The 17,637-nt window shown below is 49.7% G+C and carries 11 protein-coding genes, 1 pseudogene and 1 riboswitch; of the genes and pseudogenes, 6 read left to right on the top strand and 6 right to left on the bottom strand.

Annotated features, from left to right (window positions below; all coding sequences use genetic code 11):
- Positions 1-169: 169 nt before the first annotated feature.
- From Q9O24_04600 to Q9O24_04575, 6 genes are all read left to right on the top strand, one after another.
- A complete protein-coding gene (locus Q9O24_04600) occupies positions 170-565 on the top strand; it encodes a response regulator (protein MDQ7074430.1) in 396 nt (131 codons plus the stop codon).
- An 85-nt stretch (positions 566-650) separates the two neighbouring features.
- Positions 651-1,016 (top strand): response regulator, encoded by a 366-nt coding sequence (locus Q9O24_04595; GenBank protein MDQ7074429.1) that lies wholly within the window; start codon positions 651-653, stop codon positions 1,014-1,016.
- The gene (locus Q9O24_04590; GenBank protein MDQ7074428.1) at positions 1,016-1,573 is read left to right on the top strand and encodes a chemotaxis protein CheW; all 558 of its coding nucleotides are present in this window, start codon (positions 1,016-1,018) and stop codon (positions 1,571-1,573) included. The genes Q9O24_04595 and Q9O24_04590 overlap by 1 nt, the downstream gene beginning before the upstream one ends.
- Before the next feature lie 222 nt (positions 1,574-1,795).
- Positions 1,796-3,733, top strand: a complete 1,938-nt coding sequence (locus tag Q9O24_04585; protein MDQ7074427.1) for a methyl-accepting chemotaxis protein — start codon at positions 1,796-1,798, stop codon at positions 3,731-3,733.
- Positions 3,734-3,779: 46 nt separating this feature from the next.
- A complete protein-coding gene (locus Q9O24_04580) occupies positions 3,780-9,323 on the top strand; it encodes an Hpt domain-containing protein (GenBank protein ID MDQ7074426.1) in 5,544 nt (1,847 codons plus the stop codon).
- Positions 9,316-9,777 carry a chemotaxis protein CheW gene (locus Q9O24_04575; protein MDQ7074425.1) on the top strand — a complete coding sequence of 154 codons (462 nt, stop codon included), beginning with the start codon at positions 9,316-9,318 and terminating at the stop codon, positions 9,775-9,777. The genes Q9O24_04580 and Q9O24_04575 overlap by 8 nt, the downstream gene beginning before the upstream one ends.
- 1 nt (position 9,778) lies before the next feature.
- Here the strand turns inward: Q9O24_04575 and Q9O24_04570 are convergent, their stop codons facing one another.
- From Q9O24_04570 to aroB, 6 genes and pseudogenes are all read right to left on the bottom strand, one after another.
- Positions 9,779-10,510 carry a 16S rRNA (uracil(1498)-N(3))-methyltransferase gene (locus tag Q9O24_04570; GenBank protein MDQ7074424.1) on the bottom strand — a complete coding sequence of 244 codons (732 nt, stop codon included), beginning with the start codon at positions 10,508-10,510 and terminating at the stop codon, positions 9,779-9,781.
- Positions 10,511-10,532: 22 nt separating this feature from the next.
- A pseudogene (metF, locus tag Q9O24_04565) lies at positions 10,533-11,382 on the bottom strand (methylenetetrahydrofolate reductase [NAD(P)H]).
- A 44-nt stretch (positions 11,383-11,426) separates the two neighbouring features.
- On the bottom strand, positions 11,427-12,830 hold the full coding sequence (gene ahcY / locus Q9O24_04560) for an adenosylhomocysteinase (GenBank protein MDQ7074423.1): 1,404 nt from the start codon (positions 12,828-12,830) through the stop codon (positions 11,427-11,429).
- Positions 12,831-12,837: 7 nt separating this feature from the next.
- Positions 12,838-12,913: riboswitch (S-adenosyl-L-homocysteine riboswitch) on the bottom strand.
- A gap of 57 nt (positions 12,914-12,970) precedes the next feature.
- The gene (gene dnaG / locus Q9O24_04555) at positions 12,971-14,731 is read right to left on the bottom strand and encodes a DNA primase (GenBank protein MDQ7074422.1); all 1,761 of its coding nucleotides are present in this window, start codon (positions 14,729-14,731) and stop codon (positions 12,971-12,973) included.
- A gap of 38 nt (positions 14,732-14,769) precedes the next feature.
- Complete coding sequence (locus Q9O24_04550) at positions 14,770-16,446, bottom strand: SPOR domain-containing protein (protein ID MDQ7074421.1); 1,677 nt, start codon at positions 16,444-16,446, stop codon at positions 14,770-14,772.
- A gap of 72 nt (positions 16,447-16,518) precedes the next feature.
- Entirely contained in the window at positions 16,519-17,595 is a 1,077-nt protein-coding gene (aroB, locus tag Q9O24_04545; protein MDQ7074420.1) for a 3-dehydroquinate synthase, read from the bottom strand.
- Positions 17,596-17,637: the final 42 nt, after the last annotated feature.

Here is a 17,637-nt window from a genome sequence, read left to right as displayed (position 1 = left end):
GATGCGCTGATGCTCGGTTTTCAGATCGTGGTGTAACAATCGAAGTGACATATTGTTCGTCGTTGTTCAAAAGTGAGAGATTAGGGCTGTTGCTGGAGGACGAGTTGCGCTAAATTGTGGAACGGTAGGGAGTTTCTTCAAGTGATAGGGATCAGTGAGAGAGGTTGATGTGTCTACGAGAACAGAAACAGAGCGGACTAAAACGGTATTGGTGGTTGATGACAGCAACACCATTCGTCGCTCGGCTGAAAATTTATTGAAAAAAGAGGGGTTTGAGGTCGTGACCGCTGAAGACGGTTTTGAGGCGTTGTCTAAAATTATGGCGCACAAACCGGACATTGTGTTTATCGACATCATGATGCCAAGGCTGGATGGCTACCAGACCTGTGCTTTGATCAAACACAACAGCTTGTTTAAAAATACGCCAGTGATTATGTTGTCGAGCAAAGACAGCATTTTTGATCGTGCGCGTGGGCGCATGGTGGGTTCGGAACATTACGTTACCAAACCGTTTACCAAAGAAGATCTGCTGGGTGCGATCAAAACCTACGCTGTTTTGAGTTAAAAGATCAGTTTGTTTTGTTGGTTGCGAGCGTTGATGGGGTGCTTGTGTTGTATTTGGACTTAATGTTGATATTTGGAGTAAGACGATGCTCAATGTGTTGATTGTGGATGATTCTCCGACAGAGGTTCATTTCGTTCAGAGCATATTGGAGAAAAACGGGTTTAAAGTGAGTGTGGCCACGAACGGTGAAGATGGGGTGCAACAAGCAGGCTGTTTGCAGCCGGATTTGATTTTGATGGATGTGGTGATGCCGGGAATGAACGGTTTTCAGGCCACTCGGCAGCTGCACAACAATGAAGATACTTCTGCGATACCGGTGATTATGATTACCACCAAAGATCAACACACCGATAAGGTCTGGGGTTTGCGCCAAGGAGCGGTGGATTACATTGTAAAACCGATCAAAGAAGAAGATCTGTTGCGGCGCGTGAAAGCGAGCTTAAACAACTGATGATTGAGTTAAGTACCAGCTCACCGTTCAAAATTTTGCAAGAGTATGAACGCCGAATTTTGCAGCGTAATGTGGCGCTTCCCAGTCGGGAAGAGGTGCGAGATAAGTGGGCGGGCATTGCTTTTCATCTGGGTAAGCAGCGGTTTGTGGTTGCCATGAGTGAGATTGCTGAAATTTTAGAGCAGCCTTCTTATGCTCGGGTACCGCGCACCCAAAGTTGGTTTGTCGGCATTGCTAATATTCGTGGTGCTCTGTTGCCGATCAGTGATTTGAACGGTTTTTTTTATGGCACAAATTTAGTTAATCGAGCTTCGTCTCGGGTGTTAATGTTCAATAAAAAAAATCTGCGGGTCGGTGTAAAAGTGGAAAATGTTTTGGGTTTGAAACATTTTTATATGGAAGAGAAAATAAAAACACTGCCCCCTTTAGAGAAGTCTATTGCACCGTTTGTGCATTCGATGTTCAAACGTCTTGATGAAGAGTGGTTGGTGTTAAGTTTACGAGATTTGGTGGCCAGTGAGGCTTTTTTGCAGGTTACAAAACAGCAAGCCTCATAAGCTTTGCTGCCGGTTTGGGTCAGCAAGGGATTATAAAATGATGGAAAAGCATGTGGGTATTCGAGGAGAGAGAGGATGAAGGCGCGGGGATCAATTTCCGTACATAAGTTCAGCGCGGGTAAACCCAGTGTCTTGCTTGGCATCCTGTTGGTTGTTTTTATCACGGCCATGGCTGGGGCTTTCATCTATGGAGCGGTACACGGCCGCTATGATAATGAATATATGTCCATTGTGAGTGAGCAGCGGTTGTTATCGCAGCGTATCGTTGCCAATGCGGCTGAATCTGCGCGTGGCAGTCGGGCCGCCAGTACACGTCTACAGGCCTTTGAAGAGCGTTTTTTAGAGACTTTAGATCTGTTAAGAAATGGCAATCCAGCAACGGGTTTGCCTCCGATTCCTGCTGAATTACTGCCCCCGCTGGTGGCGGTTGAAAAAAGCTGGCAGGCGGGGCGGGTCAATATCGATACCATTCTTGGTGGACGTGATTCAATTATCAGTGTGAACCGTTTTGTTGATGGTCTGCATGATTTGACTCCTAAACTATCGGCCATATCTGAAGAGGTGGTGAATATTTTAGTATCGAAAAAGGCCAAACAAGATCTAATTTATTTGGCTACCCGCCAATTAATGCTGGTGCAACGGATTGAAAATAACCTCAATAACATTGTTGCTGGACAGAAGGATGTGGCGACGGCAGCTGATTTTTTTGGTCAAGATGTGGCACTGTTTGGGCAAGTATTGGAAGGCATGTTAAAAGGTTCCAAAAGCCTTAATATCAAAGTGGTTAAGAACTCGACGATTCGTAAAAAATTGACAGAGGTTGAAACGCTGTTTGCTGAAATTCATCAAAATATGGGCGGTATTTTAGAGCTGTCACCGTTGCTGTTTTCGGTTAATGAAGCGGCGGGAAAAGCGGAATATTTCAGTGCCGACCTGTTGGCTTCGACCACTCGTCTCGAACAGGGTTTTGTCCACTATTCACGTCGTTTGGATGTGCTTTTTTTCCAAGGTGTGGTGGCGGGTCTGTTGGCGGTCGCGACGTTGTTAGGTTTGGGTTATTTTCTGGTACGTGAAGCACGTCAACGTTTGGCAGAAACGACGGAACAGGGGCGGCGTAATCAACGCGCTATTTTGCGTCTGTTGGATGAACTGACTAATCTGGCCGAAGGCGATTTGACTACCCATGCGACGGTCACCGAAGACATTACCGGTGCCATTGCCGATTCGGTTAATTACGCCATTGATGCCCTGCGCAGTTTGGTGACCACCATTAATCAAACCGCCGGTGAAGTGGCTTCGGCGGCAGGCACCACGCAAGCGATTGCGATTGATCTAAAAGACGCCAGCGCTCATCAAGCCAGCGAAGTGGCCACCGCCAGTCACTCCATTGGTGAGATGGCGGCAGCAATGGATAAGGTCTCTAAAAACGCCCTCGGTTCTGCGCGGGTGGCGATGAGTTCGGTGGATATGGCTTCAAAAGGAGCCAGTACAGTGCGTTTGAGCATTGAGGGTATGGATACCATTCGTGAGCAGATTCAGGAAACCTCGAAACGGATTAAACGTTTGGGTGAAAGCTCGCAGGAGATTGGTGACATCACTGGTTTGATTACCGAGATTGCCGATCAAACCAATATTCTGGCTCTGAACGCAGCGATTCAAGCTTCGACAGCAGGTGAAGCGGGACGCGGTTTTGCGGTGGTGGCCGATGAAGTTCAGCGATTGGCGGAGCGTACCAGTGCAGCTTCTAAACAAGTTGAGGTATTGGTGCGTACCATTCAAGCGGACACCAGTGAAGCGGCCAGTTCGATGGAGCAGAGCACAGCCGGTGTGGTGAGAGGGGCCAATTTGGCTGAAAACGCTGGTGAGGCTCTGATTGCGATTGAATCTGGTTCCAAAAAATTGGCCAGCCTGATTCAAAATATATCCAAGGAGGCGAGTCAGCAGGCGCAGGCGGCGACCACGATCTCCAATACCGTGGATGTGATTCAAGACATTACTGCCCAGACCTCGGGCAGTATTAGCAAAACGGCCTCCTCGATTGGTGAGTTAACGCTGCTGGCGAACTCGTTACGGGAAAAGGTTAAGGGTTTTAAACTGCCCGAGATAGATCAGGCTGAAATGGATACGGTGATTTTGCGTAACAAAGACTTACTTGGTTAAATTAATGTAAATCCGCTTGGTGACTATAAAAGGCGACAGCTGAGCCATGAGACGACAATTTAAAGCTGAAATTTTAAGCTCAGCAAACAAAGTTATAGATATTTTAATTCCCCTTCTGGGGGGGGTTCAGAGTCGCTTGGAGCGTTACGCCGAGGGAGACTGTAGAGAATCGGGCTTGTTGGGCGATTGTTCTGCGACTTTACATCAGGTGACGCAGACGCTCTCTCTGATGGAAGTGTACGGCGCGGCTATTTTGGCCGAGGAGATGGAGTTCTTATTGCAGGATTTGTTGGCTACTGATGAGCCTCCCCGTGCGGAATCATTGGATGTTTTGATGAACGCCGCCTTGGCGCTGCCTGAGTATTTGGGGCGAGTGCAGTCTGGCAGTCCTGATGTGCCTTTGGTTCTATTGTCGGTTTTGAATGACCTCAGAGCCAGCCGCAATAAAAACTTGCTCTCTGAAAGTGTGCTTTATTTCCCCGACTTACTCTTGCCCAAAGCGGCTTTTGTACCGCTAAAAAATCCTAAAACGCCTTCTTTGCAATTAGCCGCGAAAAAATTACGCCCCCATTGTCAAAAGGGTTTGCTTGGCTGGCATAATTCCAGTGATTCTTTAAAAAGTTTGCGTTTAATTCAGTCGGTTTTAGAAAAACTGTATGCTTTCTCGCGTGGGGCTAGAACACGTCGTTTGTGGTTGATTTACAGCGCAGTCGTTGAGTCCTTGGCTGACGGTGGTTTGCAGGTCAGCGCGGCAATGAAGCAGCTGTTAGCGCAGTTGGATCGTCTGTTAATGGGGCTGATTCGAGTCGGTGATGCGGCTTTTGAACGTCAGGTGCCTCTGGGGGTGATGAAAAATCTGCTGTACGTTGTTTCTCGTTCCAGCTCCTCGGCAGTGAACGTTAAAAAGGTCAAACAGCTTTATCAGTTGGATGCCTTGTTGCCTTCGTTGCAAGAACTTGAGCATGCAAAACGAGCCTATGCCAATCCAACCAAAGATCTCCTGCAAGCGGTTAATCACGGCATCAAGGAAGACATTTCACGTATCAAAGATATTATTGAGATTTATGTTCACAGTGAAGAGCGTAATCTAGCCGACCTAGAGCCTTTGCAATCCATCTTGACTCGGATCAACGATACCCTTGGTATGCTTGGAATGGCAGCGCCGCGTGCTTTGTTAGAAGAGACAATGCCGCTGTTGACCCTGCTGCTGCAAGGTCAGGAAGAGGTGAGCGGGGATGATTTACTGGATTTAGCGGCGACCCTGCTGCAGGTAGAGATCAAATTGGATGACTATATCGTCTCTCTGGTTGAGTACGATGAAACCAGAGACGGTGTGTTGCGTCGTCTGCCCGCAAAAGAGCTGCCAGAAACGGAGTTTCGTCTGCTGTTAACGACGTTGATGCGTGAGATGCAGCGTGACGTTGATAAGATAAAAGAGTCCCTGTTGATCTATTTTAGCTCTCAAACGGTTTCGGCTGAGGGTTTGCAAGAGGTGCCACGATTGCTGACGCATCTTTCTGGCTGCGCTGATATTTTACCGTTGCCGCTTTTGTCACCGTTGTTGATTGATGTGCGTCGTTACATTCAAGAGGGCTTTTTAAGCGCAAACCTAAAACCGACCAACCAAGAACAGGATCTGTTGGCTGATGTGGTGGTGGGGATTGAGAATTATTTGGCCAGTATTGGTGAGTTTGCTCTGGATGTTCCCAAGCTGCTAGATCAGCCAAACCGTGCCATGGTGGTGCTGATAAAAACGCTGGCTGAGTTGCCCGAAGCAAACGATTCTCAGCCTAAAATAGCCAATAATGTCATTGAACTGCGCAGCGCAGAGAGTGAGTCTGTTGCCTTAAACGAAGAGCAAAGAACCGCTCTTTCCGTTGAGAACAGTGAGTCGTTGCCGAGTAAAGTGGTGCCTATCTCTGCCAATGTCTCTGCAATAACAGATCAACCTAAGATTGAGCCGCCTGTTGTTTCTGTTATGGAAGATGTTCCGATCACTAATAAAGCAGCCATCACGGTTGTGCAAGGATTGGAGGGAGAGCTGAAGCTGCAAGTGTTGGCAGACAGCGAGGTGGATGAAGAGATTCTGGAAATCTTCATAGAAGAGGCGCTGGAAGAGTTGGAGCGCGTTGGAGAGTATCTACCACAGTGGCGACATGACCCCAAAAATGAAGCGTTTTTAACCACCTTAAGACGCTCGTTTCATACTTTAAAAGGCAGTGGTCGTTTATTGGGGGCTGAGTTGATGGGCGAGTTTGCTTGGTCGATGGAGCGCTTGCTAAACCGTGTTTTGGAAGAGGATCTGCCTGCTTCTGAGCTGGCTTTCAACTTATTGGAAGAAGCTTTGGGGGTGTTGCCGCAGTTAATTGAACAGCTGCAGGGCAATACGGAGCCAGTGGAAAAAATTGCTCAGCTGATTGAGCGAACGCATCAAATAAAAGTCGGCGATGAGTTACTTGTTCCTGTGAAGAAAGTTGCTTCGCCTTTTGAGGTGTTGAATGAGGACACATCCGTAACGCAGTCGCTGCCGGAGCCTGTCTCTGAGTTAGAGCCAGAATTAGAGCAGAGTGCAATAACAGATGAGGCAGCAGAGGAGAAAAAGGACGCTCCATTAAAACCGCATCAAGAGCTTGAAACCAGCATGTTTAGCCCTGCTGATTTTGGGGCAATTGATCCTGATTTGTTGAGGATTTTTCGGGAAGAGTCACTTGTTCATCTGGATACTTTGCGCCATCTGTTGGATGAGGCGCAAGAGCAGGATGATCTGCTGCCCATGAGTCGGGAGCTGTTGCGTGCCTTGCACACCTTGCACGGCAGTGCTCAGACCGCTGAGGTGGAAGACATTGCGTTGTTGAGTGGTGTAATGGAGAACATTGTTCGCCGTAAGCAGGAGGCGGGCAAACTGCTCGAAGGTAACGATACCGCTCTGTTTCGTGAGTGTATGACCGCGATTCAGTTGGCAGTGAACTGTTTGGTTGGAGAAAAAACAGAGCCACCTTCACTGCGGAAGTTGATCGCCAGTTTAGCGATGTTATTGGAAAAGGTAGAGCTGGAAAACACGCAGGCCATCGTTATTGAAGACATGGATCTGTTGGATATCTTTATTGATGAAGCAGAAGAGTTGTTAAAAGCCTGCGATACCATTCTTGATAAATGGCGTTTAGAGCCTAATGAGCAACTGTTGGTGATGGATTTTCAGCGTCAGTTGCATACGTTAAAAGGGGGGGCTCGGATGGCGAGTTTTACCCCAATTGCGGATCTCAGCCATAATTTAGAATCGTTGATTTTTGTCATAGAGAATCGTGATAACCAGCCGACTGAATCTGATTTTGAGTTAATTCAGGCTTCGGTTGATGCATTGAATGTCATGTTGGAACAGGCGGTGGAGCGCAACCCTGTCAGTTGGGATGAAGATCTGCAACAAGCCCTGCGTAATGCTTTACAAGAACCAGAACTTGAGTCTGAGCCAGAACCTGAGCCAGAACCCGAGCCAGAACCCGAGCCAGAACCCGAGCCAGAACCCGAGCCAGAACCCGAGCCAGAACCCGAGCCAGAACCCGAGCCAGAACCCGAGCCAGAACCTGAGCCAGAACCTGAGCCAGAACCTGAGCCAGAACCCGAGCCAGAACCCGAGCCAGAACCCGAGCCAGAACCCGAGCCAGAACCCGAGGCAGAACTTGAGCCAGAGCCTGAACCCGAGTTTTTATTACCACTGGAACCGGTGTCTGAAACGACACAGGAACAGACTCGGGTGCGGGCTGACTTATTGGATAAATTGGTCAGTTCCGCCGGTGAGGTGAACATCCTTCATACTCGACTTGCCGAGCAAATTGGCGATTATCGTTTTAATTTGACCGAACTGGATCAGACCGTGACCCGTTTGAGCAGCCAGCTGCGCAATATGTCGGCCGAAACGGAAGCGCAAATTCTGTTTCGACACGAGCAGGATGATGATCCAACGTCGTTGACCTCTTCGCAATTGGAGTTTGATCCACTGGAGTTGGATCGTTATTCGGCTTTGCAACAGCTCTCTCGTTCGTTATTAGAAAGTGTCAATGATCTACGTAATATTAAAGACTTTTTAGAAGGTTTAACCCGTGAAAGTGAAGATCTGTTGCAGCAGCAGGCTCGGGTGGGGGCTGAACTGCAACAGGGTTTAATCCAGACCCGTATGACTCGTTTTGATGTTTTGGTGCAACGTTTTGCTCGTACCGTTCGTCAAACAGGCGGTGCTCTGCATAAAAAAGTCTCGTTTGTTATGGAAGGCGGTGAGATTGAAATTGAGCGCGGTGCCCATGAAAAAATGGTGGCTCCCCTTGAGCATATTTTACGCAACGCCGTTGCGCATGGCATTGAATCGTTAAATCAGCGTCGTCATTTGAATAAACCGGAAGCAGGTCAAGTTCAGATTATCTTAAAACGCGAAGGTAATGATGTTTTGATTGCGGTGCGTGATGATGGTGCAGGCATGGATCTGAGCCTAATTCGGAAAAAAGCGGAACAACAGGGTTTGATTGACCCTGATAAGCAGCTCAGTGACAGCGATTTGTTGCTACTGACCTTAAAAGACGGTTTGAGTACCGCATCGGCTGTGACCCAAATTGCTGGTCGAGGCATGGGTTTGAGTGTGGTCGAGAGCGAAGTTAAACAGATGGGGGGCAGTCTCAGCATCAAAAGTGAAAAGGGCGTTGGCACTGAGTTTTTGATTCGTCTGCCGCAGACTTTGGCTGTTGCTCACTCTTTGCTGGTCAAAGCTGCTGAAGAGATTTATGCCATTCCGGTAATGGCGATTGAGGGTGTGACCCAATTGCCCGTCGAACAGCTGGCGGGTTATTACCAAGATCGTTCCCTGCGTTATGAGTATTCAGGTGTTGAGTACGAAGTTCAGAGTTTGGCTTCCGTACTGGAGATTGGTGTACCAAACTTAGAGAGTGAGGAGGCCACCCAGCCGTTGATTATGTTGAAAGCAGGTCAGCGACGAGTGGCGATTCATGCCGATCTTTTGCTGGGGCGGCAAGATTTGGTGGTGAAACCCACCGGTCAGCAAGTGAACGCGGTACGCGGCATTGCCGGTGCTTCGATTCTTTCCAATGGCAATGTGGTTTTGGTGCTGGATCTAGGTGCGTTTATTCGCTCTGGAGGGGATTTTTCACAGGGAGCCAAGCAGCAATCACAACTACTCAGTGACGAGTTACGCAAACCTAAAATTTTGGTTGTAGATGACTCCATCACTATGCGAAGAGTGGCAACGAGAGCCTTGCAACGTCATAATTTAGAGGTTTTTACCGCAAAAGATGGCGTTGATGCCTTGGCGCATCTGGGTAACTCGATACCGGATCTGATGTTATTGGACATTGAAATGCCAAAAATGGACGGTTACGAAGTCGCTTCGTATATGCAGAAAAACGAACGGCTGAGTCGAGTGCCTATTATTATGATTACTTCGCGCACAGGTGAAAAACACCGAGAAAAAGCGGAAGCCTTGGGGGTAAAACACTATTTGGGTAAACCCTACCAAGAGAGTGATTTACTGGCTCGCATTCGGTTGGTGTTAAAAGAGGTCGGGCTGGATGAATACCTCCATGACTGATGCTGATGTATTGAAATGTTTGATGATGCCGCTGGAGAGTTTCAATCTTTTGTTGCCCAATGTGATGGTGGCTGAGGTGGTTCCCAGTCGTAAAGTAGAGCAGTTGAATTCTGCGCCCCATTGGTTGTTAGGTCAGTTTGAGTGGTGTGGTTTGGACATTCCGTTAATCTGTTTTGAGGAGTTGTGTGGTACTGGCAGTATGAAGGCAGGGCGTGGTCGCATTGTGGTGTTGTATGCTTTGAGCAGTCACTGCGTGTACGGCTATTACGGTCTGTATATGCGCGATATTCCGAAGTTTTTTAGTCTGCAGGAGTCGGACTTGGTGGCAATAGAGGTCAATGGCAATTGTCCTTATATTGCTAAAGAGGTGGAAGTGAATGCCAGTGTTATGCACATTCCGAATATTAGTGCATTAGAAAGCAGCCTGAACCGTTATAAAAGCAGTTTGAGCTGATTTATACGTCGCCCCAGTGAGCTTGCAGTACGGTCAGCGCCACTAACGCTGCGGTTTCTGTTCTGAGAATACGTGGTCCGATGCAAACCCCTTCAAAGTTGTGTTGTTGAGCCAACTGAATTTCTTCTTTTGATAACCCGCCTTCTGGGCCAATTAACAGCGTCTGTTCTGGGTGATGTTCGCGTTGAGAGAGCGTTTCACTGGCTTGTGGATCTAAGATTAGGTGTGGGTGTGTTGCTTCCGCTTGGCTTTGCTGTAACCACTGCTCAAGATTGAGGGTGGGTTTCAGTTCTGGCAGGCGGTTACGGCCACACTGCTCGCAGGCGCTGATGATCACCTCTTGCCAATGTTGTTGGCGTTTTTCCAGCCGACTGCCTTTGAGTTTCACCACGCTGCGTCGAGAGAAGAGCGGCTGAATGCTGCTGACCCCCAGTTCCACACTTTTTTGCAGGGTGTAATCCATGCGGTCGCCTTTTGAGATCACTTGAGCGAGGTGAATTTGCAACGGTGATTCGCAGCTGTGATCCTCAAAGTCGCTGGTTTCAACCGTGATCCTTTTGTCCAATTGCACAATATGGGCGCGGTATTGCCCACCTTGGCCATCGAATAAGATGATGTGATCGCCGATTTTGAGCCGCAACACAGAGGTGATATGGCGGCTGGCTTGTACTGAGAGCGACAGGTTCTGTTGTAGGCTCAGCGGTGTTGCTGTGTAAATTCGTGGTATGCGCATGAGGTTTCGCTGGCTGTGAAGGTTACGACAGTTGCAGTCGTTGCCAAATGGCAAGGCTGCTTTCGGCGCGGTTCATGGTGTAAAAATGCAGCCCGGGTGCGCCACCGTCGAGTAAGGTTTGCGCGAGTTTACTCACCACATCCAGCCCAAAATTGCGAATGGAGTCACTGTCGTCGCCGTAGGTTTGCAGTTGTTGGCTCATCCAGCGCGGGATTTCAGCGCCGCAGGCGGCGGAGAAACGCGCCAAACTGCTGTAGTTGGTGATCGGCATAATGCCGAGGCACAATGGGAACGTGTATACCTATTTTTTCACAGCGTTCGACAAAGTAAAAATAGGCGTCGGCGTTGTAAAAATATTGGGTGATGGCGCTGTTTGCTCCTGCGTCCACTTTACGTTTGAAGTTGAGCAAATCGCTTTCGCTGTTCAACGCTTGCGGGTGGGTTTCGGGGTAGGCGGCCACTTCGATAAAAAAATGATCGCCGGTTTCAGCACGGATAAACTCAACCAATTCATTTGCGTATTGCAAATCGCCATAACCGTGGGTGCCGGAAGGCAGATCACCGCGCAGCGCCACCAGATGGCGAATGCCGGCCTCTTGATAATGCTGCAAGGTCTCTAACAATTGGCTTTTATTCGCCCCAACACAGGAGATGTGCGGTGCGGCTTGCAGGCCATTTTGTTGAATTTCCAACACGGTTTCTAAGGTGCGGGCTTGGGTTGAACCCCCAGCGCCAAACGTGACGGAGTAGAAATTAGGCTTGAGGTTTTCCGCCAACGCCGCCCGTGCGCTGCGCAGGTTTTGCATGCCTTGTTCGGTTTTGGGGGGGAAAAATTCAACGCTGACGGTTTTGTTGTGTTGTTGTTTCTGCATGAGTTAGAACAGAGAGTCGTTGTCCGACCCTCAGCCTCAAATGTTTAGTAGCGGTAGTGCTCGGGTTTGTAAGGGCCATCTACCGAAACGTTGATGTAGTCGGCTTGGGCATCACTGAGGGTGGTCAGTTCGGCATCAATTTTGGACAGATGCAGACGAGCGACTTTTTCATCCAGATGTTTGGGCAGCACGTAAACTTTGTTTTCATACTTGCTGCCGTCGTCGTTCCATAATTCCATCTGTGCCAGCACTTGGTTGGTGAAGGAGTTGGACATGACAAAACTGGGGTGGCCGGTGGCGCAGCCCAAGTTCACCAAACGACCTTCGGCCAGTAAGATGATCCGCTTTCCGTCAGGGAAGATGATGTGATCCACTTGGGGTTTGATGTTTTCCCATTGGTACTGACGCAGGCTGGCGATGTTGATTTCGGAATCAAAATGGCCGATGTTGCAGACGATGGCTTGATCGCGCATCGCCGCCATGTGGTCATGGTCAATCACATTGACGTTGCCGGTGGTGGTGACGAAGATGTGGCCTTGGCTGGCCACCTCGTCCATTTTCACCACCCGATAGCCTTCCATTGCCGCTTGCAGCGCGCAGATGGGGTCAATCTCTGTCACCCAGACGGTGGCACCCAAACCGCGCAACGATTGCGCGCAGCCTTTGCCCACATCACCGTAACCCAATACTACGGCGGTTTTACCGGCGATCATCACATCGGTGGCGCGTTTGATGCCGTCCACCAGAGATTCACGGCAGCCGTAGAGGTTGTCAAATTTGGATTTGGTCACGGAATCGTTGACGTTGATGGCAGGGAACGGCAGGGTGCCTTCTTCTTCCATCTGGTAGAGACGATGCACGCCGGTGGTGGTCTCTTCCGTTACGCCTTGGATGTTCTGCTTGATGTTGGAGTAGAAGTTGGGCTGTTCGGTGAGCTTCTTTTTGATCGAGTTGAAGAGAGAAATTTCCTCTTCGTTGCTGGGGTTGTCCAGCAGGCTGAGGTCGCTTTCGGCGCGTGAACCCAGATCCACTAACACAGTGGCATCACCGCCGTCATCAAGGATCATATTGGGGGTACCACCGTCGTGCCACTCCATGATCCTGTGGGCGTAGTCCCAATATTCATCCAAGCTTTCGCCTTTGTAAGCAAACACCGGCAGACCTTGTTCGGCGATGGCGGCGGCGGCGTGATCTTGAGTTGAGAAGATGTTGCACGAGGCCCAACGCACTTCGGCACCGAGGGCAACCAAGGTTTCGATCAGCACAGCGGTCTGAATCGTCATGTGCAGGCTGCCCGCAATGCGCGCGCCTTTGAGGGGTTGGCTGTCGCGGTACTCGTCACGAATACTCACCAAACCGGGCATTTCTGTCTCTGCGATACGGATCTCTTTATGGCCCCACTCGGCCTGAGAGAGATCGGCAACGATGTAGTCTTTGCTCATCTGCATTCTCCAAATTGACCGAGCGCCGTTGATCGTAAGTCCTGCGTTGAGCCTGGCAGGATGATCCTGTCGCAGCGCTCCTCAACGAGGAGGGTAAATCCGATTAAGCCGACAATTGTAGAACAAAAAAAATCAAATTGCAGACTTTAGCTGCGCAGCAGACCGCGTAGCTCCTCTTTTTCGCTGGCGCTCAGGGGCTGCTGCTGTTGAGTAAGCTGTTGCAGACGCTCTTTTTCATAGTGTGTTTGCAGTTGTTGCAAAGCGTGTTGGAAGTAGAGCCGATTCAGTTCTTCGGTTTCGTTTTCCAGCTCTTCTGGGTCGCCCTCGCTGAAGGTGGCGGGCTGCCATTGGCAGAGGCGTACCAGATGGTGTTCGGCGGGTTGATCACGAAAGCGTTCCAGCAGGGCGGCGGTGTGAATATTGGGGCTTTGTTGAATGATGTTCAGCAGTTGTGCCAGCAGTTCAATGCCAGGAATATCTTGTTTGAGAAACGCGGCCTTGGGATCAATTTCATTAAACAGATCAGGCTGTTGCAGTAACAAGGCGATGACCGAACGAATCGGAGTCATGCTCAGGCTGTTTTCAGGTGTGCTGCGTTTTGTTACTGGGGCGGGTTCGTGTTCGGCGCTGTGACGCAGTTGTTGATTGACTTGCTTTTCGGTCAATTGAATCAGGTCTGAGAGGCGTTGCTTGAGCAGGGTTTTGTAGAAGCCTTCTTTCAAGTTGCCAATGTGTGGGGTGCAGAGTTCCGCCAGTTGGGCGCGTCCGGCGATGCTGGCGAGATCCACCTGCTGTTTTAGGCTGTTGATCAGGTAGTCGGCCAAGGGCGTGGCTTGGCTAAGTTGTGCTAAAAAGTCCTCTTGGCCAATTTTCTGCACCAGACTGTCGGGGTCTTCGCCGTCGGGCAGAAAGAGGAATTTGGCTTCACGGCCATCACTGAGATGAGGCAAGGTGTTTTCCAAGGCGCGCCATGCGGCTTGTTTACCGGCGCGGTCGCCGTCAAAGCAGAAGATGATTTCACTGCTGGCTTTGAACAGGCGCTGAATGTGGTCGCCGCTGGTGGCGGTGCCAAGGGTGGCGACGGCGTTGTGAATGCCCTGTTGTGCGAGCGCCACCACATCCATATAGCCTTCGACGACCAAAATATGGGGGAGCTGCTTTTCGCTTTTACGTGCGTGGTAGAGGGCGTAAAGTTCGCGACCTTTGTGAAACAGCGGCGTTTCGGGGCTGTTGAGGTATTTGGGTGTGCCGTCGTCGAGTACGCGGCCACCGAAGGCGATGACGCGGCCTCGATAGTCGTGAATCGGAAACATAATACGCGCTCGAAAACGGTCGTAGATGCGGCTTTCGTCGTTTTCAATCAACATGCCGCTTTTGAGCAGCTCACGCTGTTTTGTCTGACCCAGAAGTTGTTCCAGTGTGTGCCAGCCATCGGGAGCGTAGCCGAGCTGAAACTTGGCTGCGATCTGGCCACTGAGGCCACGCTGTTTGAGATAGTCGATGGCTTTGGGGGTCTGTTTTAGTTGCTGGCGATAGTAGTCGCTGCATTTTTCCAGCAGGGCATAGAGATCCGTTTCATCGAGTTTACGGGGCGAGTGTCCCTGCTCTCGCACCACCTCCATGTGGGCGTTTTGCGCCAGCAGTTCAATGGCTTCGACAAACTCAAGTTGTTCGTACTCCATTAAAAAGCTGATGGCAGAGCCGTGGGCACCGCAGCCAAAACAGTGATAAAACTGCTTGCTTGAGCTGACGCTGAAGGAGGGGGTTTTTTCGCCGTGAAACGGACAACAGGCTTTGTGGTTGCTACCGGCTTTTTTCAGTGGCAGGTAGCCGCTGATCAACTCGATAATGTCGGTACGACTGAGAAGTTGATCTATGAAGGTTTGGGGTATGCGACCGGATGACATGCGCTGATTTTATCAGGCTTGTCTGTAAAAAGGGGGGTTTAACGGTTGTTGATCATATTTTGAATGGCTTTGAGGCGGCGTATCCACGGGCGATTTTGTTGCAGTGAAACGGGTAGGTCGTTGATGGCGTGTTTGGCTGCGGTGAGGCTGGTGAAACTGCCGTAGGTGAGGGCGTACCAGGTTTTGCCTTTTTTTAGGCTGCGATAGTGTGCGGTTTGATTTTTGTTCAGATTCAGTTGTTGTACTTCATCTAAAAATGCAGCTTCATTTCGCATGGCCATAATCTGCAAGGTGTAGTGTTTCGGGTTTTGTTGCAGCAACCAAGATTCATTGTGCAGTTGCTCGGAGTGGTTCGTTAAGTTTTTTGATTCGATTTTGTTCTGAATGGCATCAGGAAGGGGGAGGGTGGAAGTTGTTTCTATAGGCGCGGCTTTTATGGGTGCTGTTTCTAGCGGAGATTTTTTTACGAGCGTTGATTTTAGTGGTGTGATGTCAACAGAAGTCATTTCCACCGGAAGGATTTCCACCGTCGCCACTTCCACTGGAATCACTTCCTTTGCAACGCTTTTCATTGGAACTGTTTTTATTGCAGTCTTGACTGGGGCTACTGCTAAGGCCAGTGAGTCTATAGGGGTTATTTTTTCAGCCGTTGTTGGCGCTGCTGTTACGGGTGCAGAGAGAGCACTAAAGAGTATCTTTTCTTCAGGGGAGGCAGCCGGTTCCAGATCGTTGGCAGGTGGAGGCTCTTCTGCTGTATTGAGCTGTGGTTTCTGCTTGAAAGCACTGTTGTGTTGAATTTCCGACCAGAGAGAGACTTTGGGTTCAAGCCAAGCGAAGGTCAAAGAGGCGATGATCAAGGTGATCGCGGGAACGGCAATAAAGGGATTGTGCAAACCCCAGCTTTTGACTCGCTCAAGGCTGGCTTTGGGGGTGTAGAGGTTATTCAGCTGCTCAGCGGTGAGTTCAAGAACTTTAAGTGGGTTGCCTTGCGACTGTTTGTGGATCGTTTGCAGTTGGGTTTCTGTCAACGGGAAATCTTCATTTTGATAACCGCTGCGCCGTAATCGATGTTGGATCAGATTTTTTTGTTGGTGTTTACTAAAGCTTTTAATCTGGCTGTTGTAGAGTCGTCCTTCGTCAATTTGCTGAGAATGAACCTGAGAAAGTAGGTTTTCAATGCTGATTTCAGCCAGCAGTAAAATCCGCAAGTAGCCGTTGCTGCGGCTGTTGAGCAGATCAATGTGTTGCAGCAGATTATTAAGCGTTGCGGTGCTCAATTTATGCGCATCATCTACTAATAGGATGGCGGAGATGGAGCGGCTTTCCAGATCTTTGATGTGTTGGCTGAGCTGTTTTATGCCTTGAGCACGCGAGGTGGGGGGGGCATCGGTAATACTGAGCAGCATACTGCGGATGATCTGATCCATATCCAGCTTTTTACTGCTGCGAACCAGAAAAACATGGTGGCGTTTTTTATCCAGCGCTAATAATCGCAGCGCGAGTGAGGATTTACCTCCACCTTCGGGAGCAATCTGAATCTGGAGAAACTCACTGTAGATCAGGTGCTGTAATAGAGCCTCAAATTGCAGATCCAGCGCGCTGTCGCGATAGAGTTCGACCGCGTGTTCAACGGTAGAAAAGGGCTGCTGTCGTAACCCCAATGCTGATAAGGTCAAGGGGTTTAACTGTGTTTTTATAACCGCTGGCAGGCTCATAAATTTATAATCAATTTTTTACGCGGGTGGCATTTGGCTTGGGTGTTATTCAGCAGGGTGTATGCCATCTGTTTAGTGGTAACTTTTCAGCAGCGTGTGCAGTGCGTCGTGGGAGTAGTCTTGGCTCACCACACTGTGGCCGAGGCTCTGCATTAGGATTAGGCTTAATGCCCCGTCTTTGACTTTTTTATCCACCTTCATTAGCTCTAAAAAGTGTTCACTGCTCATTTCGTTGGGGGGCAGCAGGGGCAGTTTGGCTGCGTGTAACAAAGTATGAATTCGGTTCTCATCTTGTTCTGTAAGCCCGTCAAGCTGTTTGGAAAAACGCGCCGCCATGCAGATGCCAGCAGAGACGGCTTCGCCGTGCAGCCAGTTGCCGTAACCGCTGTGGGTTTCGATGGCGTGGCCAAAGGTGTGGCCTAAATTGAGTAGGGCTCGTTGACCGCTTTCCCGTTCATCGGCAGAGACGATTTCGGCTTTGTCGAGACAGGAGCGTTCAATGGCGTAGGCCAGTGCTGCTGGCTCGCGTGCCAGCAGTGCTTGCATGTTGTTTTCCAACCAATGAAAAAAATTAAGGTCACGGATCAGTCCGTATTTGATTACCTCGCCCAGTCCGGCGCTCAGCTGGCGATCTTCTAAGGTATTGAGGGTGGCGGTATCGGCAATAACACATTTGGGCTGATAAAACGCCCCGATCATGTTTTTACCCAGCGGATGATTAACTCCGGTTTTGCCGCCCACGGAAGAGTCCACTTGTGCCAGCAGGGTGGTGGGGATCTGGATAAAAGGCACCCCGCGTTGATAGGTGGCGGCAGCAAAACCGGTCATGTCGCCTACCACACCGCCACCAAGGGCGATGAGGGTGGTGTTGCGATCAAAGTGGCCTTCTAACAAAGTGTCAAAAATGCGGTTCAACTGTTCGAGGGTTTTGTACTCCTCTCCATCGGGCAAAATGACTTCGGTGGTTTTGAGACCGTCCAATGCCGGTTTCAGCCGATGCAGATAGAGCGGTGCGACGGTGGTGTTGCTGACGATGACGGCGCTGTTGCCAACAATGTGCTGGCGCAGCAGCTCCGGTTGATCGAGCAGATCTTGGCCGATGTAGATGGGGTAGCTGCGTTCAGCGAGGTCAACGTTTAGGGTGATCATGGGCGATGGCGAATCTGTTTTGAGAATATTACGATTGTAAAC

The organism is Gammaproteobacteria bacterium (assembly GCA_030949385.1).
Taxonomy (GTDB): Bacteria; Pseudomonadota; Gammaproteobacteria; order JAUZRS01; family JAUZRS01; genus JAUZRS01.
Note: the sequence above shows the minus strand (reverse complement) of the source record. Positions and strands in the feature narration are given on the sequence as shown.